The organism is Salinisphaera hydrothermalis C41B8 (assembly GCF_000732535.1).
Taxonomy (GTDB): Bacteria; Pseudomonadota; Gammaproteobacteria; order Nevskiales; family Salinisphaeraceae; genus Salinisphaera; species Salinisphaera hydrothermalis.
Genome location: NZ_APNK01000001.1, coordinates 221,667 through 246,699 on the forward strand (window position 1 = coordinate 221,667; position 25,033 = coordinate 246,699).

At 64.9% G+C, this 25,033-nt stretch carries 23 protein-coding genes; 14 read left to right on the top strand and 9 right to left on the bottom strand.

Features of this window, described 5'->3' with window-relative positions:
* Positions 1 to 86 precede the first annotated feature (86 nt).
* A complete protein-coding gene (locus C41B8_RS00915; RefSeq protein WP_051882628.1) occupies positions 87 to 1,400 on the top strand; it encodes a sugar-transfer associated ATP-grasp domain-containing protein in 1,314 nt (437 codons plus the stop codon).
* An 88-nt stretch (positions 1,401 to 1,488) separates the two neighbouring features.
* Complete coding sequence (locus C41B8_RS00920; RefSeq protein WP_051882630.1) at positions 1,489 to 2,403, top strand: Kdo hydroxylase family protein; 915 nt, start codon at positions 1,489 to 1,491, stop codon at positions 2,401 to 2,403.
* 28 nt (positions 2,404 to 2,431) lie between these two features.
* Here the strand turns inward: C41B8_RS00920 and C41B8_RS00925 are convergent, their stop codons facing one another.
* On the bottom strand, positions 2,432 to 3,289 hold the full coding sequence (locus tag C41B8_RS00925; RefSeq protein WP_037332838.1) for a ThuA domain-containing protein: 858 nt from the start codon (positions 3,287 to 3,289) through the stop codon (positions 2,432 to 2,434).
* Positions 3,290 to 3,421: 132 nt separating this feature from the next.
* Between C41B8_RS00925 and C41B8_RS00930 the strand changes: the two genes are divergently transcribed.
* Positions 3,422 to 4,462, top strand: coding sequence for a glycosyltransferase family 2 protein (locus C41B8_RS00930; RefSeq protein WP_051882632.1), 1,041 nt, complete (start codon positions 3,422 to 3,424; stop codon positions 4,460 to 4,462).
* A gap of 521 nt (positions 4,463 to 4,983) precedes the next feature.
* A complete protein-coding gene (pyrF, locus tag C41B8_RS00935) occupies positions 4,984 to 5,706 on the top strand; it encodes an orotidine-5'-phosphate decarboxylase (RefSeq protein ID WP_037332839.1) in 723 nt (240 codons plus the stop codon).
* Positions 5,707 to 5,751: 45 nt separating this feature from the next.
* On the opposite strand, the gene C41B8_RS00940 is transcribed toward pyrF, so the two are convergent.
* The 4 genes from C41B8_RS00940 to C41B8_RS00955 form a co-directional block, all read right to left on the bottom strand.
* On the bottom strand, positions 5,752 to 6,627 hold the full coding sequence (locus C41B8_RS00940) for an amidohydrolase family protein (RefSeq protein WP_037332841.1): 876 nt from the start codon (positions 6,625 to 6,627) through the stop codon (positions 5,752 to 5,754).
* The gene (locus tag C41B8_RS00945; RefSeq protein WP_037332842.1) at positions 6,627 to 7,766 is read right to left on the bottom strand and encodes a mandelate racemase/muconate lactonizing enzyme family protein; all 1,140 of its coding nucleotides are present in this window, start codon (positions 7,764 to 7,766) and stop codon (positions 6,627 to 6,629) included. Before C41B8_RS00945 ends, C41B8_RS00940 begins: the two co-directional genes overlap by 1 nt.
* Positions 7,766 to 8,668, bottom strand: a complete 903-nt coding sequence (kdgD, locus tag C41B8_RS00950; protein WP_037332844.1) for a 5-dehydro-4-deoxyglucarate dehydratase — start codon at positions 8,666 to 8,668, stop codon at positions 7,766 to 7,768. Before kdgD ends, C41B8_RS00945 begins: the two co-directional genes overlap by 1 nt.
* An 89-nt stretch (positions 8,669 to 8,757) precedes the next feature.
* Entirely contained in the window at positions 8,758 to 9,498 is a 741-nt protein-coding gene (locus tag C41B8_RS00955) for a FadR/GntR family transcriptional regulator (RefSeq protein ID WP_198024985.1), read from the bottom strand.
* A 167-nt stretch (positions 9,499 to 9,665) separates the two neighbouring features.
* On the opposite strand from C41B8_RS00955, the gene C41B8_RS00960 reads away from it, so the two are divergent.
* The 8 genes from C41B8_RS00960 to C41B8_RS00995 all read left to right on the top strand — a co-directional run bounded on the left by C41B8_RS00960 (position 9,666) and on the right by C41B8_RS00995 (position 18,045).
* Positions 9,666 to 10,661, top strand: coding sequence for a TRAP transporter substrate-binding protein (locus C41B8_RS00960; protein ID WP_037332847.1), 996 nt, complete (start codon positions 9,666 to 9,668; stop codon positions 10,659 to 10,661).
* 9 nt (positions 10,662 to 10,670) lie between these two features.
* Positions 10,671 to 11,288 carry a TRAP transporter small permease gene (locus C41B8_RS00965; protein WP_084188357.1) on the top strand — a complete coding sequence of 206 codons (618 nt, stop codon included), beginning with the start codon at positions 10,671 to 10,673 and terminating at the stop codon, positions 11,286 to 11,288.
* Entirely contained in the window at positions 11,288 to 12,568 is a 1,281-nt protein-coding gene (locus C41B8_RS00970) for a TRAP transporter large permease (protein ID WP_037332849.1), read from the top strand. Before C41B8_RS00965 ends, C41B8_RS00970 begins: the two co-directional genes overlap by 1 nt.
* A 25-nt stretch (positions 12,569 to 12,593) precedes the next feature.
* Positions 12,594 to 13,397 (top strand): NAD-dependent epimerase/dehydratase family protein, encoded by an 804-nt coding sequence (locus tag C41B8_RS00975; protein WP_037332853.1) that lies wholly within the window; start codon positions 12,594 to 12,596, stop codon positions 13,395 to 13,397.
* A 149-nt stretch (positions 13,398 to 13,546) separates the two neighbouring features.
* Positions 13,547 to 15,112: an aldehyde dehydrogenase (NADP(+)) gene (locus C41B8_RS00980; protein ID WP_037332855.1), complete on the top strand. Its 1,566-nt coding sequence runs from the start codon at positions 13,547 to 13,549 to the stop codon at positions 15,110 to 15,112.
* Between the two features lie 206 nt (positions 15,113 to 15,318).
* Positions 15,319 to 16,362: a uroporphyrinogen decarboxylase gene (hemE, locus tag C41B8_RS00985; protein ID WP_037332857.1), complete on the top strand. Its 1,044-nt coding sequence runs from the start codon at positions 15,319 to 15,321 to the stop codon at positions 16,360 to 16,362.
* 5 nt (positions 16,363 to 16,367) lie between these two features.
* Positions 16,368 to 17,303 (top strand): acyltransferase, encoded by a 936-nt coding sequence (locus C41B8_RS00990; protein ID WP_037333134.1) that lies wholly within the window; start codon positions 16,368 to 16,370, stop codon positions 17,301 to 17,303.
* Entirely contained in the window at positions 17,296 to 18,045 is a 750-nt protein-coding gene (locus C41B8_RS00995) for an SDR family NAD(P)-dependent oxidoreductase (protein WP_037332859.1), read from the top strand. Before C41B8_RS00990 ends, C41B8_RS00995 begins: the two co-directional genes overlap by 8 nt.
* Positions 18,046 to 18,057: 12 nt before the next feature.
* Here C41B8_RS00995 and C41B8_RS01000 read toward each other — a convergent pair whose 3' ends face one another.
* From C41B8_RS01000 to C41B8_RS01015, 4 genes are read right to left on the bottom strand one after another with little or no spacing between them, the layout of a single operon-like run.
* Entirely contained in the window at positions 18,058 to 19,383 is a 1,326-nt protein-coding gene (locus tag C41B8_RS01000; protein ID WP_037332860.1) for an MFS transporter, read from the bottom strand.
* Positions 19,380 to 20,600, bottom strand: a complete 1,221-nt coding sequence (locus C41B8_RS01005) for an SAM-dependent methyltransferase (RefSeq protein WP_037332862.1) — start codon at positions 20,598 to 20,600, stop codon at positions 19,380 to 19,382. Before C41B8_RS01005 ends, C41B8_RS01000 begins: the two co-directional genes overlap by 4 nt.
* 10 nt (positions 20,601 to 20,610) lie before the next feature.
* Positions 20,611 to 21,375, bottom strand: coding sequence for a DUF1365 domain-containing protein (locus C41B8_RS01010; protein ID WP_037332865.1), 765 nt, complete (start codon positions 21,373 to 21,375; stop codon positions 20,611 to 20,613).
* Positions 21,372 to 22,628, bottom strand: a complete 1,257-nt coding sequence (locus C41B8_RS01015) for an NAD(P)/FAD-dependent oxidoreductase (RefSeq protein ID WP_037332867.1) — start codon at positions 22,626 to 22,628, stop codon at positions 21,372 to 21,374. Before C41B8_RS01015 ends, C41B8_RS01010 begins: the two co-directional genes overlap by 4 nt.
* 235 nt (positions 22,629 to 22,863) lie before the next feature.
* On the opposite strand from C41B8_RS01015, the gene C41B8_RS01020 reads away from it, so the two are divergent.
* Both C41B8_RS01020 and C41B8_RS01025 read left to right on the top strand, forming a co-directional pair.
* Positions 22,864 to 23,838 carry a malate dehydrogenase gene (locus tag C41B8_RS01020; protein ID WP_037332871.1) on the top strand — a complete coding sequence of 325 codons (975 nt, stop codon included), beginning with the start codon at positions 22,864 to 22,866 and terminating at the stop codon, positions 23,836 to 23,838.
* Positions 23,839 to 24,002: 164 nt separating this feature from the next.
* On the top strand, positions 24,003 to 24,851 hold the full coding sequence (locus C41B8_RS01025) for a DUF547 domain-containing protein (RefSeq protein ID WP_037332872.1): 849 nt from the start codon (positions 24,003 to 24,005) through the stop codon (positions 24,849 to 24,851).
* Positions 24,852 to 25,033 lie beyond the last annotated feature (182 nt).

The window sequence follows — 25,033 nt, forward strand, 5'->3', positions numbered from 1 at the left end:
CAACAAGTCGAAGCATAGACTGCTGGGAAAACGACGCGGCGAATTCGGCATGCGTCGTACATCTGCCCCCAGAAGTACAGGCTTGCATGCGCTCGACCGATCATCAGGGCCGGCTACTCCGGCTTGCGAAGGCCCTCAAGCCCAACCTGCTCGTCAAGGCATTGAGCGGGGCCCCGGTGCTTTGGCTTCTGCTGCCGGAGGACGACAGCGCCGGCATGACCGTGCATCGACTGTTCGCTCGCCAGTGCTGGCAGGACGGTGACGGCAGCGAATGCGCCGTACTCGTCGCCGGCGCCGGCGCCATGCTCCCGGCCCTGTTGATCGCCGCCACGGTATACAGTTGGCGTTGCGGCTCTCGCGTGCGACGCGAGACCGGCAAGTCGATCGTCCGGCAATGGCTGGAGCAACTGGCAGTCGGTTGCCGGGTCGGCGTATCGCCGCCTTGGTATTACATGTTCGAATTCTACCGGCCCGAGATCCGGGAGCGCGCCCGCGACTATCTTTACCGCAGTGAAACCAAAAGCGGTATCTACGACATGCTGCGCCGACAACGCGGCTGCACCGACAGTACGGAACGCCTGCGCGACAAGGCCGCGTTTGCCGCTCATTGCCATGCCAATGGCCTGTCGGTGGTGCGTACGCTGGCCGTGGCCCGCAACGGACAAATCGATGGCGACATCGAATTGCCTGCGGCCGACCTCTTCTTCAAGCCCATCAAGGGCGCGGGCGGCCGCGGGGCTTCGCGCTGGTTCAGCGACGGGCCCGATCATTATCTCGCCAGTGACGGGACCCGCGTAACCCGCGCCGCGCTGACCGAACATCTGCGAACGCTGTCGCAGGACGAGGCATACGTCGTACGGCTCCATCTGGCGCCGCATTCCGACATCCGGGACCTGACCGCCGGCGCCCTGCCCACGGTACGGCTGGTCACCTGCCTGAATCAGGACGAAGACCCGGAAGCCACGCATGCCGTATTCCGCATGCCACGCAGCCCGGACGTGGTGGTCGACAACTTCCATGCCGGCGGGATCGCCTCGGCGGTGGATCTGGTCAGCGGCGAGCTGGGCACGGCCACGGATATGGGACTCACCGCCGAAAGCCGCTGGTTTGAACAGCATCCGACGACCGGCGCGCAGGTCGTCGGCCGTACACTGCCGCACTGGCCGGCCGTCGTCGCGCTCGGCGCGGCGGCCCATCGTCTGTTTCCCGACCAGGTCGCCATCGGCTGGGATATCGCGATTCTCGAAGACGGCCCGTGCCTGGTCGAAGGCAACAAGTCGCCGGATCTCGACATCCTGCAGCGGACGACGCGCAGCCCGGCCGGCGACAGTCGCCTCGGCACGCTGCTGGCGCATCACATGAAACAGGCCTTCAGCGACCGTCAAGTCACGGCATACTAGAACCTGCTGATGCTTCAATGCGTCCTAACATCTCAACTGTTCAGCCCGGCCGCCGCATAGCGCGCCGGTTCGCAACCCGAGAACGCCCATGACGACCGCATCCCATTCCGCAGCCATCGCCGACATGCTGACGCTCGACGACATGCAGAAGCTCGACGATGCCGCCCTCCGCGACCGGGCGCTATCCACGCTCGAAACCGGCGGCATCGTCTATCTGCCGCAGGCCGGTTTCGATTTGACGCCCGACGAGCTGGCCTTCGTCTCGGATGCCAGCGCCACGCTGCCGACCAAAGCCGAGAAGAAAAGCCAGAACGGGCGCCCGACGATCATCTACAACCCGAACAGCGGCCGGCTGGAACGCAGCCGGGTGCGCGCGCCCCAGCGTACGCAGCTGATCGCCCTGCTCGATCGCTATGCGCAATGGTCGACCGATCTCATCAACACGCTGTTTCCGGGCTATCGCGACGGCATCGTGCGCGATCGCACCACGTACCGCCCCTGCCCGCGCAACGCCACCCAAGGCCTGCACGTGGATGCCAGCTACGGGCGGCCGACGGGCGGACAGAGCATGCTGCGGGTGTTCTGCAACATCAATCCGGACCGACAGCCGCGGGTCTGGCGGGTCGGCGAAACCTTCGAACCGTTCGCGCGCCGCTATATCGACAACGCCCGCCCGCGCAGTGCCGGCACGCTCGACCGGCTCATGGCGCGGTTGGGCATCACCAAAGGCCAGCGCACCGCTTACGACCTGCTGATGGAAGATATCCGCGGCCAGGTCAAGCGCGACCGCGACTATCAGGCCAACGGGCCGCAGCAGGTGGTGGATTTCCCCGCCGGATCGGCCTGGATCGCGCTGACCGACCTGGTGCTGCATGGCGCGATGACCGGACAGCACTCGCTCGATCAGACGTTTTTCGTCCCCGACGAGATCATGGCCGATCCGGAGCGTTCATCGCTGCGCATACTTGAGCGTCTGGCCGGCCGGCCTTTGCTGGCGGCCTGAACGCACCAGCGGCCCCGCCGGGCGCGCCTCACCACTTGCGCTGACCGCGCAGGCTGCGCCTCACACGGCGCCCGAGCTTGCCCGCCAGGCGCGGCAATGGCGACTGACGCGGGCTGCGCCGGCCATCCACGTCGGCGTCCGACATCGCGTGCCACTCGCGCGATGCGGGGGCCGCGATGCCGGCGCTCCACAGCACGCCCGAGGCCACGAAACGGCGGGCCTCGTCATCACGCCAGAGCCGATGATTATCGGCGCCCGTGAACACGAAACCACGCCCGCCGGCCGGCGGCTCATAGGCCCAGGCCACCATGCGCGCATGGCGCCGCTCGCGATCCGAGGTCGGTACGTCGTCCGGCCACAACAAAGGCGTGACATCATCGGCACGATCGGCCGGCAGCGCTGCGTGATCCAGCCAGCCGTCGCGGATGGCATGCGACTGCCAGGCGCGCGCGATCGGATGGTCAGCGCCCTGCAGGCGTACGCGCCGATGACCGCGCCGCGATACCCCGGCCTCATAGACCGCGCCGAAATGACGCTGGCCCCAGGCACACAGTTCTGTCGGGAAACCGGCCGCCTGATGCAGCAATACCAGACCACAGCCTCGCTCGGCTTGTCGTTCGATCAGCGCGCGCCGCTCGGCGTTTGCAAGAAAACCCTGCTTGCCGCCGCCGTTGTCGTAAAACACGATCGAAGCGGCCTGCTCGAGGCTTTGCTCGTCGGTTGGCCAGCCGTTTTCCACGACCTCGCTGGTCACGCCCGGGACCCGTGAAAGCAGCTCTGCGAACAGCCGGCATCCCGCCACGTAATCGTGGTGCCCGGCGCGTCCAGCCGCGCGTACCGGCCCGGCCACCAGGACGATGTGTGGGTCTGTACCGGCAAAACTCATGCGTTGTCCTCGAAGTCGTGATCGGAAGCCCTTATCATGGCCGGCTGGGCAGACCGCGGGCGCGCCAGTGTCCCCGATCCGCGTATCGGACGCGTTCGCCCGCCCTTGTGTACTGGCTGAATCATAAACGTCATGCCCGAAATTTCCGTCATCATCCCGGTGTACAACCGCGAACGCTATATCGAAACCGCGGTGGCCAGTATTCTGGCCCAGACCGGCGTGCCGTCGCTGGAGCTTCTGGTGGTGGACGACGGCTCCACCGATGACAGTGTCGCCCGCGTCGAGGCGATACAAGACCCGCGAGTCCGCCTGCTTCGAGCATCCGAGAACGGCGGCATTGCGCATGCGCGCAACCGGGGCATCGCCGCCGCCCGCGGTCGCTATGCGGCCTTTCTGGATAGCGACGACATCGCACGGCCCGACCGACTGGCGCGTCAATTCGCGTTTCTCGAACGCAATCCATCGCACGCCGCGGTCGGCGCCTGGATCGGCTGGATCGATGATCGCGGCCATCGCCTGTCGCGTATCAAGCGCAAACCGCGCCGTGCGCGCCTGATCGCCGCCGAGCGTCTGTTCCGCTCCGGCATCGAGAATTCGACGGCCATGGCGCGGCGCGACATCCTCGCCGCATACCCTCACGACGAATCGCTGGTCGTGGGCTCGGACTACGATCTGTGGGCCCGTGTTGCGCGCGATCACGACGTCGCCAATCTGCCGCATCTGCTGGTCGACCGGCGACAACACGACGCCCAGGCGACGGCCGAGAACGTCTCGCGCGACCGGCGGTTCCGTTGCCGCATCTTCGCCTGGCAGCTGGATGAGCTGTGTATCGAGCACAGCGAGGACGATCGCATCCGGCATTATCGCTTGCGCCGTTTCAACAAGGCCGGCGATGCCCCCGATGCTGAATATCTCGACTGGGCCGAAGACTGGCTGCAACGGTTGCGCGCCGCCAATCAGCGCGCTAACTGCTACCCGGAGCCCGAATTCTCCCGCCTGCTGTCACTGTTCTGGGCCAGCGCCTGCGTCCACGCCCAATCCAGAACACACGGCCTGCGCCGCCTGGCCGGCTCCTCGTTATCCAGCGCCCTGCCCGCCGGCCTGTGGCAAGGCTGGTCGCAGCGGCGGCGCCTGCCGCGCCACCGGGTCGTGCTTCCAGCCTCGTCGTCGTAGCGCCGTTGTGCTTGTCGGGCTTCGTTCGTCGAAGAAAGGCAATCCGCAGATTTCGCAGATTACACAGATGGCGGTCCTCCTTTTGCGGCATTGTGAATTCGAGGTGCCCACCCGCTTCCGGTTGAACGCAGCTTGTGACGCGAATGATTTGTTAGGAAACGAAGCACATAGGGCCGGCCGCGCCAGGAGCGAACCAACGCCACCAACGATTAACCGCCATCTGTGTAATCCGCGAAACCTGCGGATCAATGTCTTGAGGAACGAAGCCACAGGTCACGCGGCGCCCCGAAACAAAACCAGTCCGCCATTGGCGTCGTTTGCGGTCATGAGCGGACAGATATCTCGACCGGACTGTTGCTCCGCTCGTGCGACGAGCGAACGAGGGCTTGGCCTGCGCGCCTGCCTACCCCGGTGACGGGAGCCGCTATCGTGGCTGGCATCAATCGAAGTCTTATAATGGCCGCCCACCACCGGCCTGATCGCCGACCATTCCGTCGCCCCATTCAAAACGGATCGCCCGCATGACCGAGATTCCCGACTGTCGCGACCGTCTCATCTTCGCCCTGGACGTCCCGGATACCGACGCTGCCCGCACGCTGGTCGAAACCCTCGGCGACACCGTCACCTTCTACAAGGTCGGTCTGGAACTGGCCATGTCCCCCGGCTACTTCGAGCTGGTGGACTGGCTCAAGGCCCGCGGCAAGAAGGTGTTCGTCGACGTGAAACTGTTCGACGTGCCGGCCACGGTCGCCGCCGCGGTTGCACGGCTGGATGCGCGCGACGTGGATTTCATCACCATCCACGGCAATCAAGGGATCATGGAAGCCGCCGGCGCTGCCCGTAAGGGCAAGGCGAAAATCCTAGCAGTGACCGCCCTGACCAGCCTGGATCGCGGCGACATGACCGATCTGGGCTTCGACTGCGACATCGACGAGCTGGTATTGTCGCGCGCCCGCCGCGCGCTGGAAGCCGGCTGCGACGGCATCGTATCCTCGGGCCTGGAACTGGAACGCCTGCGCGCAGAAGCGCCCGAGACGCTGATCACCGTCACCCCCGGCATCCGTCCGGTCGACAACGACGCCCCGCCCGACGATCAGAAACGCGTGATGACGCCCGCCCGGGCAATCGCCGCTGGCGCCGACTATCTGGTGATCGGCCGACCGATCCGCCAGGCTGCGGACCCGGCGGCCGCTGCGACGGCCATTCAGGACGAGATCGCTGCGGCAGTGGCCGAGCGCGGTTAGCCCGGCATCATTCGCTCGGCCTGTACCGCCCTGCTGGCATAGGCTTTAAGCCGGTTCGGGAAAACCATAGAGCGCGGCCGGATTATCGACCAGGATCCGCCGGCACGTCGCCTCGTCTGCCAGATCGGCGAGATTGCCGAGCAGGACCGCGTCGTCCGGATAGTGTTCACGGGCCACACCCACGTGCGGCCAGTTGGAGCCCCAGATCACGCGTTCGGGCGCGTGCGCGATCACGCGACGCGCGATGCCCGCCACATCGGCGAAATCCGGCGCGCCGGCCCGGCTGGTCTCGTACAGCCCGGCGACCTTGAACCAGGCATTGCCCCGGTCGATCAGGCGCAGCAGCGTATCCACGCGGGCATCGTCGGCCGCCACCGGTTCCAGGAACTTGCCGGTATGGTCGATGATGTAGTCGGTTTCGATGGCCTCCAGCGCCACCCGATGGCGTTCGATCTCGCGGCCGTCGAACTGGACCATGAGATGCCAGCCGAAGGGCCGGATACGCGCCTCGACGTTCGGAATGCCGTCGACCCCGACCGCTCCGCCAGGCAGATTCATGATGCGCGCACCACGTACGCCAAGGGCGTGGTAGTCGGCCAGCTCGGCTTCGGTGGTGTCCGGGCCGACGACGACCACGCCGCGCGCGGTCTCCGAGCCCATCGCCTTCAGCCCGGCGATGGTCGCGCCATTGTCGAACTGGTAGGCGTTCGACTGGGTGATCACCACCCGTTCAAGGCCGAGCCGGCGCTGCACCACCGCATAGTCCGCCGGCGTCGCCAGCTCCGCGATCGGCGGTCCGCCCGGCTGCGGCGCATGGCCGTCGAGATACACATGGATATGACAGTCGGTTGCGCCTTTCGGCATGGCGAGCTTCGGCGCCGGGCCGTCCAGCTGACGGGTATTGGCCGGAATATCGCCCATCAGCCGTGCTCCGCCAGCGCGTAGCGGGTCAGCGCCTCGCGATCGACCTTGATGCCGAGCCCGGGCGCCTCCGGCACGTCGACCCAGCCGCCGTCGTGCTCGATCGGCGTGCCGAGTATGGCCTGGCGGATCGGGTTCACCGTACGGTCGAATTCCAGCATCGGGGCCCGCGGCGTCGGGCGCGGCGGCGCGAACGGAATGCTCGCCAGACAATGCAAGCTGGCAGCCAGCGCGATGCCACTGCCCCAGACGTGGGGCACGACACGCACGCCGTAGAGTCCGGCCATGTCGACGATGCGCCGCATTTCGCTGAAGCCGCCGGTGCCACAGACGTCCGGCTGCAGGATATCCACCGCCCCGGCCTCCAGAGCCTGGCGCATGCCGTGGCGGCCGTGCCAGGTCTCGCCCCCGGCCAGGGCCAACGGCTGGCCGGCCCGGACCCGGGCATAGACGGCCGGCTCCTCGGGGATCACCGGCTCTTCGAACCAGTCGATATCAAAGCGCGCCGCGGCGCGCCCGAGCTCGATCGCCTCGAGCGCGTCGTAACCGTGGTTGGCGTCGATCATCAATCGCACATCGGGCCCGATCGCCTCGCGCACGGCCTCGATGGTGGCCAGGTCCTCGGCGTGGCCGAAACCGATCTTGATCTTGACCGCCGCGAAGCCTTCCACGACATAGCCGGCCATTTCGCTGGCGGTAGCCGCGGTACGATCCGGGCCGTCCGGTCGAAAGCCCCCGGTGGCATAGGCCTGGATCGCGTCGCGGAATCGCCCGCCCATCAAGGTGGAGACCGGCGCGCCAAAATGCTTGCCCTTGATATCCCAGAGCGCGATATCGATACCGGACAACGCAGTCATCGTCACGCCGCGCTGCCCCTGATCGCGCAGCGCGTGATACAGCTCCAGCCAACGCACATCGGTGGCCAGCGGATCGCGGCCGACCAGCAGTCGGCCGTAGGTCGCGACCGCCGCGGCGTTGATGCGCGGCGGGCCGAGGCATTCGCCCCAGCCAGTGGTGCCGTCCTCGCAGACCACTTCGACCAAACAGTGCTGGCGCCGCTCGAAGCGGCCGGAGGCACTCTCGAACGGTTCGGCGAGCTCATGATCCAGACAGTGGGTACGAACTTCGGCGATGCGCATCAGCCCTGGCTCCGGACCAGCGCTGCGAGCATGTCGCTTTCTTCAGCGGTGAGGTCGGTCAGCGGTGGACGTACCGGGCCGGTGTCGAAGCCGGCGCGACGCACGCCGTCCTTGATCGCGGACACCGCATAGCCGACGTTGCGATCGCGGATCGCCGCGAACGGATAGAAGAAATCGTTGAGGATCGCCGTGGTCTGGGCCCGATCGCCGGCACGCAGCGCCTGATAGAAACGCTGGGCCAGTTCCGGCACGAAGTTGAACACGGCCGAGGAATAAGTCGTCACCCCCGCGCCGAGATAGGCGTCGGCGAACAATTCCGCGGTCGGCATGCCGCCGAGATAGGTCAGACGGTCGCCCAGGCGTGCGGTGACCTCTCGAACGAGCCCGATCTGGCCGGAGCCGTCCTTGAAGCCAATCAGGTTCGGGCAGCGCTCGCACAGGGCTTCGAGCGTATCGGCCTGCAGGATCGAGTTGCCCCGGTTGTAGACGATCACGCCAAAATCGACCGCGTTGCAGACCGCCTCGATATGCGCCATCAGCCCAGCCTGGCTGGCGCCGATCAGGTAATGCGGCAACAAAAGAATACCGTCGGCGCCGGCGGCCTCGGCTTCGCGGGCGATGGCTACGGCCATGCGCGTGCCGTAGCCGCAACCGGAGACGATCGGGGTATTCCCTGCTGCGGCCTTGGCCTCGCGCACGATCGCCGGAATCTCCTCCGGCGCGAGCGAGAAGAACTCGCCGGTACCCCCGGCCGCGAACAGGGTGGCCGCATCGAAGCCCGACAACCAGCCGATATGCTCGGCGTAGGGCTTGGGCGCGAACTCGCCTTCGGCATCGAAGGGCGTGACCGGAAAGGACAGCAGGCCCGAGGCCAGCGCGGATTTCAGTTCATTGGGCTCCATAAGATTCGGCGGTACCGCTCCAGTTGCGTAGTCGACGCCTCGATCCTAACTCGTCTTATCTCTAACATGAAGACGTATTATCACATCGTCTAAGTTCCGCGAATCAATCGCCGGTAACGATCCTGACTGCCCTTGAGATGAGCCCGCATCGCCTCGCGCGCGCCGGCGATATCGCGTTCCGATATAGCCTGGATGATGGCGCGGTGCTCGGACTGGATCTGCGCCATGTAGTTTTCCGGTGCGGTGTTTTCGACGCTTTCCGGCAAGGCCGAGCGCGGAATGAGATGCTCGCCCATCAACGTGAGAAACTCGCGAAAACGCGGGTTGTTGGTGGCATCGGCCACGGCCAGATGCAGGGCCATGTCGGCCGCGACCGTCGGCTCGTTCGTCTCGATCAGCCGATTCAGATCGTCGAAGCGTTCGAACAGGATCTCTTCCTGCGCCGGCGATCGCCGCTCGGCCGCCAGGCCGGCCGCCTCGATCTCGATCGCCGAGCGCAGTTCCAGCACTTCGATCATCGAGGATATCCGCGCCCGGTCCACCGGCTTGAAAACCGACGCCGGCTCGGTGGGCTCACGCACGAACACGCCGACCCCGTGGCGCACATCCACCAGCCCGTCGGCCCGCAGCGAGGCGATGGCCTCGCGCACGACCGTACGACTGACGTTGTATTCCCGGGTCAGGCCCGCTTCGCTGGGCAGCTTGTCGCCGGGCTGCAAGTCGCCGCCGGCAATGAATTCGCGCAATCGACCGCTGACCTCGGCCACCAGATTGCGGCGATTCTTGTTCTTCTTCGGCGGCGTATCTGTCCGGGTTTCCGAATCGTTCACGTCGCTATTCCCCCTTGCATGGTTCGAGCCCTTTCCGGCGTTGGATCCACCCATTCTCACCTCTGCCGATTACTCGAATGTTTTCGACCAACGTCTCAGTTGTATGAGCACTATCGCTCTGTCATCTTACAACAACTGCGATCGGCACGCACCGAGGAAGGAATAGCATGAAGACACTGAGAACAATCACCCACCGTACGCTGCTCGCCGCCGGTTTGGCCGTCGGTCTGTCAGTCGCTGCATCGGCCTCCGCGACGACCTGGCGCGGCTGGAATATCCACAGTCCGGGCTATCCCAACTCGGTAGCGCTCAAGCATTTCGCCCAGACCATCACGAAGAAAACGCACGGCGACATCCAGGCCACGGTATACAACAACGCCGTGCTGGGCGATCAGACTGACGCGATCCAGCAGGTCAGCAACGGCGCGATCAATTTCGCCAACTTCAACATGAGTCCGATGGGCCAGTACGTGCCCAAGACCGACATCCTGTCGCTGCCCTATCTGTTCAACAGCGTGAAACAGATGCATCACGTCATGGACGGGCCGATCGGTGATCAGTTCGCCGCCGACATGAAGAAAAAGGGCCTGGTCGTGCTGTCCTGGTTCGACTCCGGCGCGCGCAGCTTTTACAACTCGAAGCACCCGATCACCAAGCCGTCGGACCTCAAGGGCATGAAGATCCGCGTACAGGACAACGACCTGTACGTCGACATGGTCGAAGCACTCGGCGGCAACGCCACGCCTATGCCGTTCAGCGATGTCTATCAAGCGCTCAAGAACGGCGTGATCGACGGTGCCGAGAACAATTACCCGTCCTACAAGGAAACCAACCACTACGAAGTGGCCAAGTACTACTCCGAGGACGATCACCTGATCATTCCCGAGTGCCTGTGCATCTCGAAGATTAGCTGGGACGCGCTGTCGGCCAAGGATCAGAAGATCGTGCGCCAGGCTGCAGTCGCCGCCGCCAAGGAACAGCGTCGGCTCTGGGCCAAGGATTCGCGCGAAGCCAAGAAATATGTGGCGAACCACGGCGCCAAGATCAACAAGATCAAGAACCTCAAGCCGTTCCAGGATGCCATGAAGCCGGTTTACGCCAAGTTCTACAAGGCGCACCCGGACCAGAAGGCCCTGGTACAGAAGATCCGCAACACGCAGTGATCGGTCGCCATGAGCGTACGACCCGTTGCTGATGCACGCGCCGAGCCGGCCGATTCGGGTCGAGGATCGGCCGGCTTGGATCGCCAGGGTTCGTCGAATTCCGCCGAAGCGTCGACCGGACATACCGTGCCGGCCGGCCTGGCCGTCGCCCGTCGGGTACTCGACGGCATCGCTTGGCTTTGCATGCTGGCCGCCGGGCTCGGCCTGGTGTTTATCGTCGCCAGCTTCGGCTGGCTGGTCTACGGCCGCTACATACTCAACAACACGCCGACCTGGATCGAGCAGCTCTCGCTGCTGCTGATCATCTACATCGTGTGTCTGGGTACCGCGGTCGGCGTACATCGCCATACCCATCTGAGCATCGACTTCGTGCGCGATGGCCTGCCCCGCTGGCCGCGCCGCATCCTGCATGTCCTGGCCGATCTGATGGTCGTCGCCTTCGGCGTGATCATGCTCTGGCAGGGCTGGGTGCTGACGCTGACCAACGCCGACCACCAGCTGCCGATGCTCGGCGTCACTGCCTCCTGGCGCGCTGCGCCGCTCGTGCTCTGCGGCGCGCTGATCGTCGTCTTCACGGTCTTCGACTTCATCGAACGCCTGTTCACCAACCCGGGAGAGCTACACTGATGGGGCTGACCATTCTCTTCGGCTTGTTCTTTCTCGGCCTGATCGCCGGTGCGCCTGTGGCCTTCGCCCTCGGGCTGGCCTCGATTGCGACTTTCATCTATGAAGGGCTGCCGCTGTTCGTGGCCTTCCAGCGCATTCTGTCCGGCATTGCGAGTTTTTCGCTGCTGGCGATCCCGTTCTTCATCTTTGCCGGCGAACTCATGCTGCACGGCGGTATCGCCAATCGGCTGGTCCGCTTTGCCGCCGCGGCGGTGGGCCGCATGCGCGGCGGGCTCGGCATGGTGGACGTGGTGTCCTCGATGCTGTTTGGCGGCATCTCCGGTTCGGCCGTAGCGGATACCTCCGCGCTCGGTTCGATCCTGATGCCGGTGATGAAGGAAAAAGGCTACGACGCAGACTACGCGGTCAACGTCACCGTCACCTCGTCGACCGCGGGCGTGGTGATCCCGCCGAGCCACAACATGCTGCTCTATGTCGTGGCCGCGGGCGGCGGCATTTCCGTAGGCAAGCTGTTCATCGCCGGCATCGTGCCGGGCATCCTGATGTGCCTGTGTCTGGCGGTGGCGGCTTATCTGGTTGCAGTCAAGCGCGGCTATGGTTCCGAGCCGTTTCCGGGCTGGATGGCCCTGCTGGTGAGTTTCATCGTCTCGCTGCCGGGCCTGCTCACGGCGGTGATCATCGTCGGTGGCGTGCTCTCCGGCGTGCTCACCGTGACCGAATCCGGTGCCTTCGGGGCCATCTATGCCGTCGTGGTCACCCTGCTCGTCTATCGCGAGCTAACCTGGGATGCGTTCAAGACCGCCGTGGCCCGCGCGGTGCGCACCACGTCGCTGGTCATGATCCTGGTCGGCTGTGCGTCGGCGTTCGCCTATCTGCTCGCGCTCTACCGGGTGCCGGATCATCTGGCGACGTTCCTGACCTCGGTCTCCAGCAATCCGTACGTGATTCTGCTGCTGCTTAATCTCATGCTGCTGGTGCTCGGCATGATCATGGATATGGCAGCCCTCATTCTGATCTGTACGCCGATCTTTCTGCCGGTGGTGTCCGATATCGGCATGGACCCGATCCAGTTCGGCGTGGTGATGATGATGAATCTGGGCCTCGGGCTGTGCACGCCACCGGTCGGCTCCTGTCTGTTCGTGGGCTGCGTGATCGGCGATATCCGCATCGAGCAGGCGGCCAAGACCATCTGGCCGTTCTATCTGGCGATCTTCGTGGCGCTGATGCTGACGACCTATATCGCGCCGATCTCCATGACGCTGCCCCATCTGCTGAATTGATTCGCAACGTTTGAAGGAAACAGCCATGCTCGAACGGCTTCTGCTGACCGGCGCTGCGGGCGGTGTGGGCACCGCGATCCGACCGCTCGTCTCGCGCTTCGCGAACCACGTCGTGCTCTCGGACCGGCAACCGATCACCGACACGGCCGATCACGAAAGCTCGGCCGCCTGCGATCTGGCCGATCGCTCGGCCGTGGCCGATCTGGTCGCCGGCTGCGACGGTATAATCCATCTCGGCGGCGTGTCGGTGGAAAAACCCTTCGACCAGATCCTCGACGCCAACATCGTCGGCGCCTATAACCTGTTCGAGGCCGCCCGCGCCCAAGGCCAGCCGCGCATCGTGTTCGCCAGCTCCAACCACGTGATCGGCTACTACCGGCGCGACCAGCGGCTGGATGCCCACGCACTGCCGCGCCCCGATTCGCTATACGGTGTCTCCAAGGCCTTCGGCGAGAATCTGGCCAGCCTGTATTTCGACAAGTTCGGCCAGGAATGTCTGTCGATTCGTATCGGCTCCTGTTTCGAGCAGCCGAAGAATCCGCGCATGCTCGCGACCTGGCTGGCGGCCGAGGATCTCGCCGATCTCTGCGCCCGCGCGTTCGAAGCGCCCCGACTGGGCAACGCCGTGGTCTATGGCGCTTCCGACAACGACGAGATCTGGTGGGACAACTCGGCCGTGGCCTTTCTTGGGTGGCGGCCCCGCTACAGCTCGAACCGCTGGCGCGAAACCGTGCTGGCCAACGCCGCCCCCGAGGATCCGAACGATCCCGCCGTGATCTACCAGGGCGGCGGCTTCGCGGCCGCCGGCCATCCCGACGACGACGCCTGAGCCCATCGCCGTCATCGCTTGCCGGGGTTGTATTCAAGCCCGGCAGTCAATATCTATTGTCCAGCAATCAAAAACTATAGGGCGATTCGTCCCGCTATCCGGGATGATCGTCGTCTTGTCACGTCTTTCGTCAGTGAAAGGAGTCCCCCATGCCCGAACTCACCGGCCAGCAATTCATCGGCGGCGCCCGCGTGGCAGCCGGCCAGAACACGCTTGCCAGCCGTGCAGCCGAGGACAACGCCCCCTACAAGCAGGATTTCTTCGAAGCCACCCCGGCCGAAGTCACCGCGGCCGCTAAAGCCGCCCATGACGCCTTCGACAGCTTCTCCACCACCGATCCCGAGACCCGGGCGCAGTTTCTCGAAGCCTGTGCCGACGAGATCGAGGCGCTGGGCGATGCCGTCATCCGCGAGGCCATGCGCGAGACCGCCCTGCCGGAAGCCCGGCTGACCGGCGAAGTCGGCCGTACCACCGGCCAGCTGCGGCTATTCGCCAAGGTGTTGCGTCGCGGCGATTATCTGGGCGTACGCATCGATACGGCCACCGACGCCGCCCCGGATCTGCGCCAGATCCAGCAGGCGATCGGCCCGGTCGCCGTATTCGGCGCCTCCAACTTCCCGTTTGCCTTCTCGGTCGCCGGTGGCGATACGGCTTCTGCTTTTGCGGCCGGTTGCCCGGTGGTGGTGAAAGCCCATCCGGGGCATATGGTGACCTCGGAGATGGTCGGCAACGCAATCGAAGCCGCGGTGGCCAAGACCGGCATGCCGGCCGGGACCTTCAACATGATCTTCGGCGACAAGGTCGGCGCCCAGCTGGTGCAGGAACCGGCGATCAAGGCGGTCGGCTTCACCGGGTCGCAGAACGGCGGGCGCGCCCTGTTCGATATGGCCTCGCAGCGGCCCGAGCCGATCCCGGTCTATGCCGAGATGTCGAGCGTGAACCCGATGTTCATGCTGCCGGAAGCCATCGAGAGCCGCGGCGAGCAGCTGGCCGAAGGCCTGGCCGGTTCGGTGTGCCTGGGCGTGGGCCAGTTCTGTACCGGCCCGGGGGTGATCATCGGCGTGAAGTCGCCGGCGATGACGCGTTTTGTCGAGACGCTGGGCGAACAGCTCAAGGCCAAGCCCGGTCAGGTGATGCTCAACCACGGCCTGCTGGAGAATTATCAGCGCGGCGTCGACCGGTTGAAGGGTCTGTCGGGTGTGACGGAAGTCGTGGTCGGCGCGGCCGAGTCCAACCAGGCAGCGGCTCGACTGTTCAGCGCCGACAAGTCGGTGTTGTTCGATGACGCCCAGCCGCTGATGGAAGAAGTGTTCGGTCCGAGCACGGTGGTGGTCGAGTTGGACAGCGAAGACGAGCTGGAAGCTGCGGCCCGAGCGATCAACGGCCAGCTGACGGCGACGGTCACCGGCGAGGACGCCGAGGTGGCCCAGCACAAGGCGCTCGTCACCGAGCTGACGCGTCGCGCCGGCCGGGTGTTGTTCAACGGCTTCCCGACCGGGGTGGCGGTCAACGATGCGATGGTCCACGGCGGGCCGTATCCGGCCACCACCGATTTCCACAGCACGTCGGTGGGCACGCTGGCGATCAATCGTTATCTGCGCGCCGTGTGCTACCAGAATGCACCCGCCGCCGTGCTGCCCAAGGCGCTCGCCGATGACAATCCGCTGGGCATCCGGCGGTTGGTCAATGGCGATATGACGACGGCGGCACTCTGATCCCGCAACGCAATAGGCGTATTGAAACGGCCGGCATTCTTGCCGGCCTTTTCTTTATGCGTCCATCGTCTCCAGCTCCTGAGAGCCTATTGCAATAGGACGGCGGTCGGCCCGCCCGGAATTCGCGCCTGCGCCAGGCCGCGCTATCGCCGGCCCCGCGGCAGTCGGTAGAATCGCGGGATCACTTATTGGCGGCCTCGTTACCCATGTCCCACGATCGTTTGCTGCGGGCGCTCAGACGAGAGCCGGTGGATGCCACCCCGGTATGGCTGATGCGTCAGGCCGGGCGTTATCTGCCCGAATACCGCAAGCTGCGCGAGGAAGCCGGCAGTTTTCTCGATCTCTGCCAGAACCCCGAACTGGCCTGCGAAGTCACGCTACAACCGCTGCGCCGTTTTGATCTGGACGCTGCCATCCTGTTCTCGGACATCCTCACGGTGCCGGAGGCCATGGGTCTCGGGCTGCATTTCGTCGCCGGCGAAGGCCCGCACTTCGCGCACCCGGTGCGCACGCCGGGGGCGATCGACCGGCTGGTCATGCCCGACATCGAGGAAGAGCTCGGCTACGTGCCGGCCGCGGTGCGCCTGATCCGACGCGAGCTGGACGGCAAGACGCCGCTGATCGGCTTCGCGGGCAGCCCGTGGACGCTCGCGACCTATATGGTCGAAGGCGGGCCGTCGAAGAACTACCAGCACATCAAGGCCCTGATGTTCAACGCGCCGGACGCGCTGCATCGGCTGCTCGATCTGCTGGCGCGCGCCACGGCGGCCTATCTCAATGCCCAGATCGCGGCTGGCGCCCAGGCCGTGCAGATCTTCGATACCTGGGGCGGCGTGTTATCGCCGGCCAACTATCGGGCATTCTCGCTGGCCTATATGGAAAAGATCGTGGCGCAGCTCGAACCCGGGCCCGACGGCGCGGTGCCGACGATTCTGTTCACCAAGGGCGGCGGCCCGTGGCTGGAAGACATCGCGGCCACCGGCACCTCGGCGATCGGCCTGGACTGGACCATCGACATCGATGATGCCGCGGCCCGCGTGGGCGACCGCGTCGCGCTGCAAGGTAATGCCGATCCGGCCATTCTATTCGCCCGGCCCGAGCGTATTCGCGCGGAGGTGCGCGATATTCTCGATCGCTTCGGTGATCGGCCCGGTCATGTGTTCAATCTGGGCCACGGCGTCACGCCGCAGGTCGAGCCCGATCACGTGGCCGCGCTGGTCGACGCCGTGCACGAGTTCTCGGCACGTTGATGGCCATGCCGGGGCCCATCCGGGGTGTCGCGATTATCGTGGGCCTGATCGGGCTGACGATCATCGGCGGCATTCCGCTGGTTCCGGCCAGCGTCATCAAATTGTCTCTGCCCGAAGGGCGCGCGCGGGATCGCATGACCGCCGTGGTGCTCGGCATTGCCAAGACCTGGGCCCGCAGCGCCAACGGCCTCATCTTCGGCATTAGCGGGACGCGCCTGCGTTACCAACAGCAGATGGCCGACGATCCGAACGGGCGCTACGTGCTGATCTCGAATCATCAGTGCTGGGCCGACGTGATGGCCCTGATCAAGGCGATCGACCCGCAGCTGCCCTTCCCGCGCTTCTTCATCAAGGAACAGCTGCGCTGGCTGCCGGTGATCGGGCTGGCCTGCTGGGCGCTCGATTTTCCGTTCATGAAGCGCCACAGCCGGGCCGCCATCCAGAAGAATCCGCAGCTGCGCGACGAGGACATGAACACCGTGCGCCGCGCGTGCCAGGTATTTCGTCGCCTGCCGGTCTCGCTGGTCAACTATGCCGAGGGCACCCGCTCCACGCCGGCCAAGCGCGCCGCCGCGAACTCGCCCTATCGCACGATGCTGCCGCCCAAGGCCGGCGGCACCGCGTTCGCCGTCAACGCCATGCGTGACGTGCTCGACGGCATTCTGGACATGACCGTCGCCTATATCGATACCCCCGAGCCGCAGTTCTGGGATCTGCTGTGCGGGCGTATCCCGGAAGTCGCGGTGCGCGTGCGTTACCTGCCCGTACCACAGGGGCTGGCCGAGGGCGACTACGGCGCCGATCCGGAATATCGGGAACGGTTCAAGGCCTGGCTGGGCGAGCTCTGGGCCGAAAAAGACGCCGAAGTCGCGGCGATCCAGAACCCGGACAATCCACAACGCACGTTCGTCGACTTGAGAACGGAGGCGGCCCATGCCTGAACGCATTGCCTGGATCACCGGCGCCAGCTCCGGCATCGGCGCCGCGCTGGCGTTGGAACTGGCCGATCACGGCTGGCGTGTTGCGGTGTCGGCCCGACGCAGCGACGCCCTGGCCGAGCTCTGTGCCCGGCGCCCCGAACAACTCGTCGCTTACGCCCTCGACGTGACCGATGCAGCGGCCTGCGAAGACGTCGCCGGGCGGATCGCCGCGGACATGGGCCCGATCGATCTGGCCGTGTTCAATGCGGGCATCGGGGCAAGCTTCGATATCCGGCATTTCGATGCCGCGGACGTGAACCGGCGCATGAGCGTCAACTACGGCGGCACGGTCAACGGTATCGGCGCCGTCCTGCCGGCCATGCACGCCCGCGGCGCCGGTCGCATTGCCATGACCGCCAGTGTGGCCGGCTATCGCGGCCTGCCCGGTGCCGCGCCCTATGCGGCTTCCAAGGCCGCCATGATCTCGCTGGCCGAAAGCCTGCATCTGGATCTGGCCGGCAGTGGCGTGGACGTGAGCGTGATCTGCCCCGGCTATGTCACGACACCGCTGACCGCGGACAACAAGCACCCCATGCCGTTCGTGATCAGCGCCGAGGCCGCCGCCCGCCGTATTCGCCAGGGCCTGGAGGCCGGCCGGTTCGAGATCGCCTTCCCGCGGCGTCTCGTCTGGTTGCTGAAAACTTTCCAACGCCTGCCCTACGCGGCGTATTTTCCGATCATCCGCCGCGTGACCGGCGCCTGAGACCCGGGCCGGTCAGCCGTTGCGGCGGCCGATCGTGCGCTGCAATTCGGCATGGCGGCTGCGATCGAGCGGAAAATCCCACATCAGGATGATGACGCCGATCTTGATCACGACCGGCAACAAGCCATAGAGCGCGGCCAACGTCCATAGTGCGGTCGCGTCGTTGGGCTGGCCGGCATCGAAACCGGCCAGCCACAGCACCGGATACGCGATACCGAGCGCGACCGCGAACGCCAGCTTGGTCGCCATACCCCAGAGCCCGAAATACAGCCCGGCCCGGCCGTCGCCGCCGGCCGCCGTGTCTTCGTCGACCACATCGGCCTGGATCGAGGCGGCCGCTGCCTGATCCACGCCCAGGCAGGAGCCGCCCAGAATACAGATCAGCGTATAGGCCGCGTAACTGTAAGTATTGTCGGACAACGTGATCGTAAAGACGAAGACACCCGCCACGAACGCCATCGAGGCACACCAGAGCCGATGCTTGGACCAGCGACGGCCGATCCGGAACCAGACCGGTAATCCGGCCACGGCGGACAGGAAGTAGATCGCCAGGAATATCCCCGCTGTCGCCTGGCTGGCCCCCAGCACGGACTGCACGAAGAACAGGAACAGCGCGGCCGGCAGGCCATTGGCGGCGCCGTTGAGCAGATAAGCGGTCACGAGCCGGCGAAACGGCTGATTCGCGGCCAGCAGTCGCACACTGTCCGCCCAGGGTACGTGGGAGGGTGCTCCGCCCGGCTCCGGCACGCGCCAGAGAAACAAGCCGACCGCCACCGGTAGCGCGACCAGCAAGAACATTGCGATCGCCTCCAGCCCGGCGGCCTGGCCGCCGGCCAGTTTGCCGACGCCCGCCGGCAGCACAATCGCCGCCATGGTGCCGAGCACGAAAAACCCTTCGCGCCAGGCGGTGATACGCGTGCGCTCATCGTAGTCGGACGACAGCTCGGCGCCCATCGTCGTGTACGGCAGATAGATGAGCGTCCAGCCGAGATAGGCCGTCATGCTCCAGATCAGCAGATAGGCCGCGCTGGCGCGCTCGCCGGGCACGAACAGAAACCAGGCCGCTAGCATGAGGATCGGCGTGCCCACGGCGATGTACGGCCGACGGCGGCCGAAGCGTGCCGGGGTACGATCGGACATCGTGCCGATTAACGGATCGGTGATCACATCGAACAAACGCGCCGCGAAGATGAGAATACCCACGATGCCGGTATTGAGTCCCGGCATCTGCGAATAGAACGGCGGCAGAAACACCGTCAGCGGCAGGCCCAACGCCGCAAGCGGCAGGCCGAGCCCGCCGTAGGGCGCCAGCCGCGACAGCGGATAGCGCGTGCTCATTGCGGCCGTTGTAGACCGATCTGCATCAGATCGATATTGCCGGAGGTGAAACCGGCGGCGCAGTAGGCCAGGTAGTAGCGCCACATACGATAGAAGGATTCGCCGCGCCGGGCGCGGATCTCGGCGCCGGCCGCGACCACGGCCTGGTCCCAGCGCATGAGCGTACGCGCATAGTCCGCACCGTAGAACGCTCGATTGCGTTCGGCCAGCCCCGCAGCCTCGGCGTGCTCGATGAAGATCGCGGGCGACGCCAGCATGCCGCCGGGAAAAATGTATTCCTGGATGAAATCCACGTTCCGGCGATAATAGTCGAAGCGCGCATCTTCGATGGTGATCGCCTGGATCGCGGCACGACCGCCGGGCTTGAGCGCATCGTGAATAGCCTTGAAATAAGTCGGCCAATAGGCCTCGCCGACCGCCTCGTACATTTCGATCGAGACCACGTGATCGTAGCGGCCGCTGACGTCGCGATAGTCGCAGAGCTGAAAATCGACGCGATCGGCCAATCCGGTCATTTCGGCCCGCTCACGTGCGAAATTCAGCTGTTCCTTCGACAGGGTGATACCCGTAACGCGGACATCGCGCGTCGTCGCGGCATGCCGCGCGAAGCCGCCCCAACCACAACCGATCTCGAGAATATGCTCGCCCGGCGCGGGGTCGATCCGGTCGAGCAGCACGTCGTACTTGCGTCGCTGAGCTGCGGCCAGCGGTTCGTCGGCCGAGGCGAAAACCGCCGCGGAATAAGTCCAGGTTTCGTCCAGCCAGCGGGCATAAAAATCGTTACCCAGATCGTAGTGATAGGCGACATTGCGCTGTGAGCCGGCTCGACTGTTGGCGCGCAGACGATGCCGCACGGCCGACAACAGCGTGTAGACCCACTGCAACCGCGAGAAGTCGGGCTCGAGCGCGGCCGTGTTCAGATGCAGCAAATAAATCAGTCCCGGGAGATCGTCACAGTCCCACTCGCCGGCCATATAGCCTTCGGCAAAGCCGACCGACCCGGCCTTGAACAGACGCGTCACCATGCGCGGCGAATGAATGGTCAGTGTCGCCGTCGGCCCGGGCGCCTCGCCCTGGAAACGCGCCACGCTGCCGCTGGGCAGCGTCACGTCCAACCGGCCGCAAATCAGCCGGTCCAGCCGTTTGACCACGGCGCGCTCGCGCCATCCGACGGGGCAACCGGAATTTACGGTCGCGTGGTAGGAAGTCGAATTCATGTTGTTGTTCTTACGATCGGTTCGGCCGCCGCGGCTTGGGCTTGGTATGGAATGTCGCCCCGCGCAACCAGATCTTTAGAGCCTGCCAATGGATTGCCGCCGTGACCTTGAGTGTCATCAGAGGTACGAGGCAGGCGGCGATTCCGATGCTTCGCGTGTTCAATGGCCGGTGCGTGCCCGATAACGCGGTCGCGATACGCAACGTTCCGGCCTCGTCGTAGAGCCGAATGCCGAGTCCCACGCGCTCGCCCGGCGCCATGACGTGAAACCGATACGTGCCACTGCGATCGAAGAACGGCGAGACATGAAACTGCTTCGCTTTCTCGCGAGTCGCGCGCCAGTCCATGGCCTCGCCGTTCTCATGCAGCACGTAGACATGGTGCTCGCCGAAGGTGTTGTGTACCTCGGCGACGATGGCCCGCAGCGTACCGTCGCGATGTTCGGCGTAGTACAGGCTGATCGGGTTGAAGCCATAGCCCAGCACGCGCGGCATCGAAAGTAGTCGAACACGGCCGCCGGCCAGTGCGACGCCGTGTTCGGCGAGCACGCCGTCGATCCAAGTCCGCAGATCGCTGCCGTCGTGCGGGCCGTGGTCAGCGTCATAAAACGACAGCAGATTGAACCGATTACGCGAGATCAGTGGCGATACGCCACAGGCCGCATCGATCGCATCAATGTCGAGCAGCAAGAAGAACGCCCGATAAGCGAAGCGATAGCGCGGCGGGCCGGGCCGCCGGTGCATGATCCGGCAGCGATACAGCGCCGGCGTATTCACCCCAACCACGGCGCCCGGACGCCCAGGGCCTCGGCGACACGGGTCGCCGACGCGAGCCCATCCTCGTGGAAGCCATAGCCAGACCACGCACCCACATGCCAGACGCCGCCGTTGCCCTGGATCGTCGACAGGCGCTTCTGGGCCGCCAGCGCCGCGCGATCGAACACCGGATGCGAATAGCCGATGTCGGCAATCACCCGGGCCGAATCCGGCTCGGTGAGCGGATTGAGGCTGACGAAATACTCGCGCGGGCCGCGTATCGACTGTAGCCGGTTCATCCAGTAGGTCACGGCCACCCGCTGATCGGACACCTCGGCCCGATCCGCCATGTAGTTCCACGACGACCACACGCGCCGGCGCTTGGGCATCAGGCTGGCATCGCTGTGCAGCACCGCCCGGTTCGGCTGGAACGCGAACGCCCCGAGCAGCTCGCGTTCCAGTGGTTCGGCATCCACCAGCAGACGCACGGTCGTATCGGCGTGGCAAGCAAAGATGACCTGATCGAAATGCAGGGTCCGACCGCGCGCAGTGATGAGGGTGACGCCATCGGCCTGGCGGCGTACGCGCTGAATGGGCGTGGCACAGCGCACCCGGTCGCCCAGCACCGCCGCCACGGCGTGAACATAAGCATGGCTGCCGCCCACCACCGTATGCCACTGCGGCCGGTTCTGAACGTCGAGCAGCCCGTGGTTGTCGAAAAAGCGCAGAAATGCGGCCAGCGGGAAAAGCCGGATGCCGGCCGTCGGCGTGGACCAGATCGCCGCCGCCATCGGCAACAGATAGCGCGCCGCGAACGCTTCGCTGAACCGATAGGTACTGAGAAACTCGCCCAGCGCCATATCCGGCACCTGATCGGTCGCCAGCATGCGCTTGGCCCGGCGGTTGAAGCGCAGAATATCGATAATCATGCGCCAGTGGCCGGGATCGCGCACAAGGCCGGGCTGGGCGAACAGCTTGGCCGGATTGTCGCCGGCCCATTCGATTGCGCCATCGCCGATCGAAACCCCGAACGACATGTCGCTGGGCTGCGTGGCCACGCCGAGCTCGTCAAGAAAGCGATTGAAGTACGGGTAATTGCGATCGTTGGCCACGATGAAACCCGTATCCACCGGCTGCTCGCCGTCCATGATCGTGCAGACATGACCGCCCAGCTCGTCGGCGGCCTCGAACAACGTGACGTCGGCTGTATCGCGCAGCAGCCAGGCTGCCCCCATGCCCGCGATGCCACCGCCGATAATCGCGATTGTCTGCATGCTCTGCGTTCCCAAGATTGAATTGTGCTCATAGTGCCACGAGCGGGTACGTCACCGAGCCGAAGGCGGAGGCTTTGGACCGTATTTTGGGTTTGGGCTATGCTCTGTCGCGCATTATGGGCAAGACGCGGCCCGTTTCCGGGCGCCTCGGCTTGCCGTTCATTGCCGTGGCCGGCTTCGCGATGCCGGCCCGCCGATTCGCAACCACGCCAAGTCGTTCAATCAAGGAGCCGCCATGAAAGATCCCGTACGCGTTGCCGTGACCGGGGGCGCCGGCCAGATCAGCTATTCCCTGATCTTTCGTATCGCCACCGGCGAAATGCTCGGGCACGACCAGCCGATCATCCTGCAACTGCTGGAAATCCCGCCGGCCATGGACGCGCTCAAGGGCGTGATCATGGAACTCAACGACTGTGCGTTCCCGCTGGTGACCGAAATCCACGGCACCGACAACCCCGAAGAAGCGTTCTATGACGCCAACTATGCCCTGCTGGTCGGCTCCAAGCCGCGCGGCAAGGGCATGGAGCGCTCGGACCTGCTCAAGGCCAACGGCGATATTTTCTCGGTGCAGGGCAAGGCGCTGAACGACTACGCCGCGCGCGACGTGAAGGTGCTGGTGGTCGGCAATCCAGCCAACACCAACGCGCTGATCGCGGCCGAAAACGCGCCCGATCTGAATCGCAATCAGTTCACGGCCATGATGCGCCTGGACCACAACCGTTCGTTGTCCCAGCTGGCGCAAAAGACCGGCACGCTGGTGACCGACATCGACGGCATGATGGTCTGGGGCAACCACAGCTCGACCCAGTTCCCCGATCTGTCGCACGCCACGGTCAAGGGTCAGGCCGCGCTCGATCTGGTCGATCAGGACTGGTACGAGAACGACTTCATCCCAACCGTGCAAAAACGGGGGGCGGCGATCATCGAAGCCCGCGGCGCCTCCAGTGCCGCATCGGCCGCGAGTGCCGCCATCGACCACATGCGCAACTGGGTGTCCGGCACCAATGGCCAGATCGTGAGCATGGGCATTCCGGCCGACGGCAGCTACGGCATCGAGCCGGGCATCATGTATTCGTTCCCGGTCACCTGCGACAACGGCGAGTTCAAGATCGTCCAGGATCTGGAGATCAACGACTTCGCCCGCGAACGCATGCAGGCGACCGAGGACGAACTGCGCAGCGAGCGCGAAGCGGTCGCCCATCTGCTGTAAGCACGGGTATCCGTTGCGTTAGACAAAGCCGGCCTCGCGCCGGCTTTTTTTATCGATATCAAAACGTTGGCACACTATTTCTGCAATTTGTAAGCCGCGCGTCGCCCGGCTAATCTGGGTTACACCCGACGTGTTCCTGCCTTGTTTTTTTACCGGAGACCTTCATGCGCCGCCTGTTCTGGATCGTTACATTCGGCCTGAGCCTGATCAGTGTCGCAGCCCAGGCACAATCCGAATCCAAGGCCGATCTATGGGCGCGCTGGAAAGCCCACGATGACAAATCGACGGCCACGATCGACAACAGCGCCTACGATGCTTTCCTGAAGAAGTACGTGGTGGTGCATCAGGACGGCCCGAACGGCGTGCGTTACGGCGACGTCTCCGCTGCCGATCGACAAAAGCTCGAGCAATACATCCAGACGCTGGAGAAGGTCGATATCGATCACTACAACCGCCAGGTGCAGCGGGCGTATTGGCTGAATCTCTACAACGCGGAAACGATCGATCTGGTGCTACAGCACTACCCGGTCGATTCGATCCGCGATGTCGGCACGCTGCTACACCACGGACCGTGGCAGAAAAAGGTTTTGAAGGTCGAAGGCCAGAAGCTGACACTCAACGACATCGCCCGGCGTATCCTGCGCCCGATCTGGACCGACGGTCTGACGCTCTATGGTCTGAGCTGCGGCGCTATATCCTGTCCCAGTATCCGCCAGAGCGCCTATACCGGCAGCAATGTCTACACAGCGCTTTACTTGAACGCCGAGGACTACGTCGACTCACCGGAAGGCGTGCATTTCGACAATGGCCAGCTGAAGCTTTCGAAAATCTACGACTGGTACAAGCAAGACTTCGGCGGCGACCCGCGTGGCGTGATCAATCAGATCCGTCGCTACGCTTCGCCGGGCCTGTCGGCGCATCTGGAAGTGACGCAGCATATTGATGGCTACGACTTCGACTGGGCGCTAAACTCCGAAGCCAATATCTCCCACCAACAGGCCGGCACCGATTAGGATCTGCTGACACGCCCCGCGCCGGTCGCGTTGCTGCCCCAATGGTGATCCGGCAAGGCGCGTAGCGCGGGCTTTGTTATTCGCAGACTAAGAGCCTATTTCAATAGGCTCTAAGCCGCGCAACGCCGCAGGGCGCGACTCGCGCCTTGCCGGGCGCGATTTGCGGGCTCCAACGCGGCGCG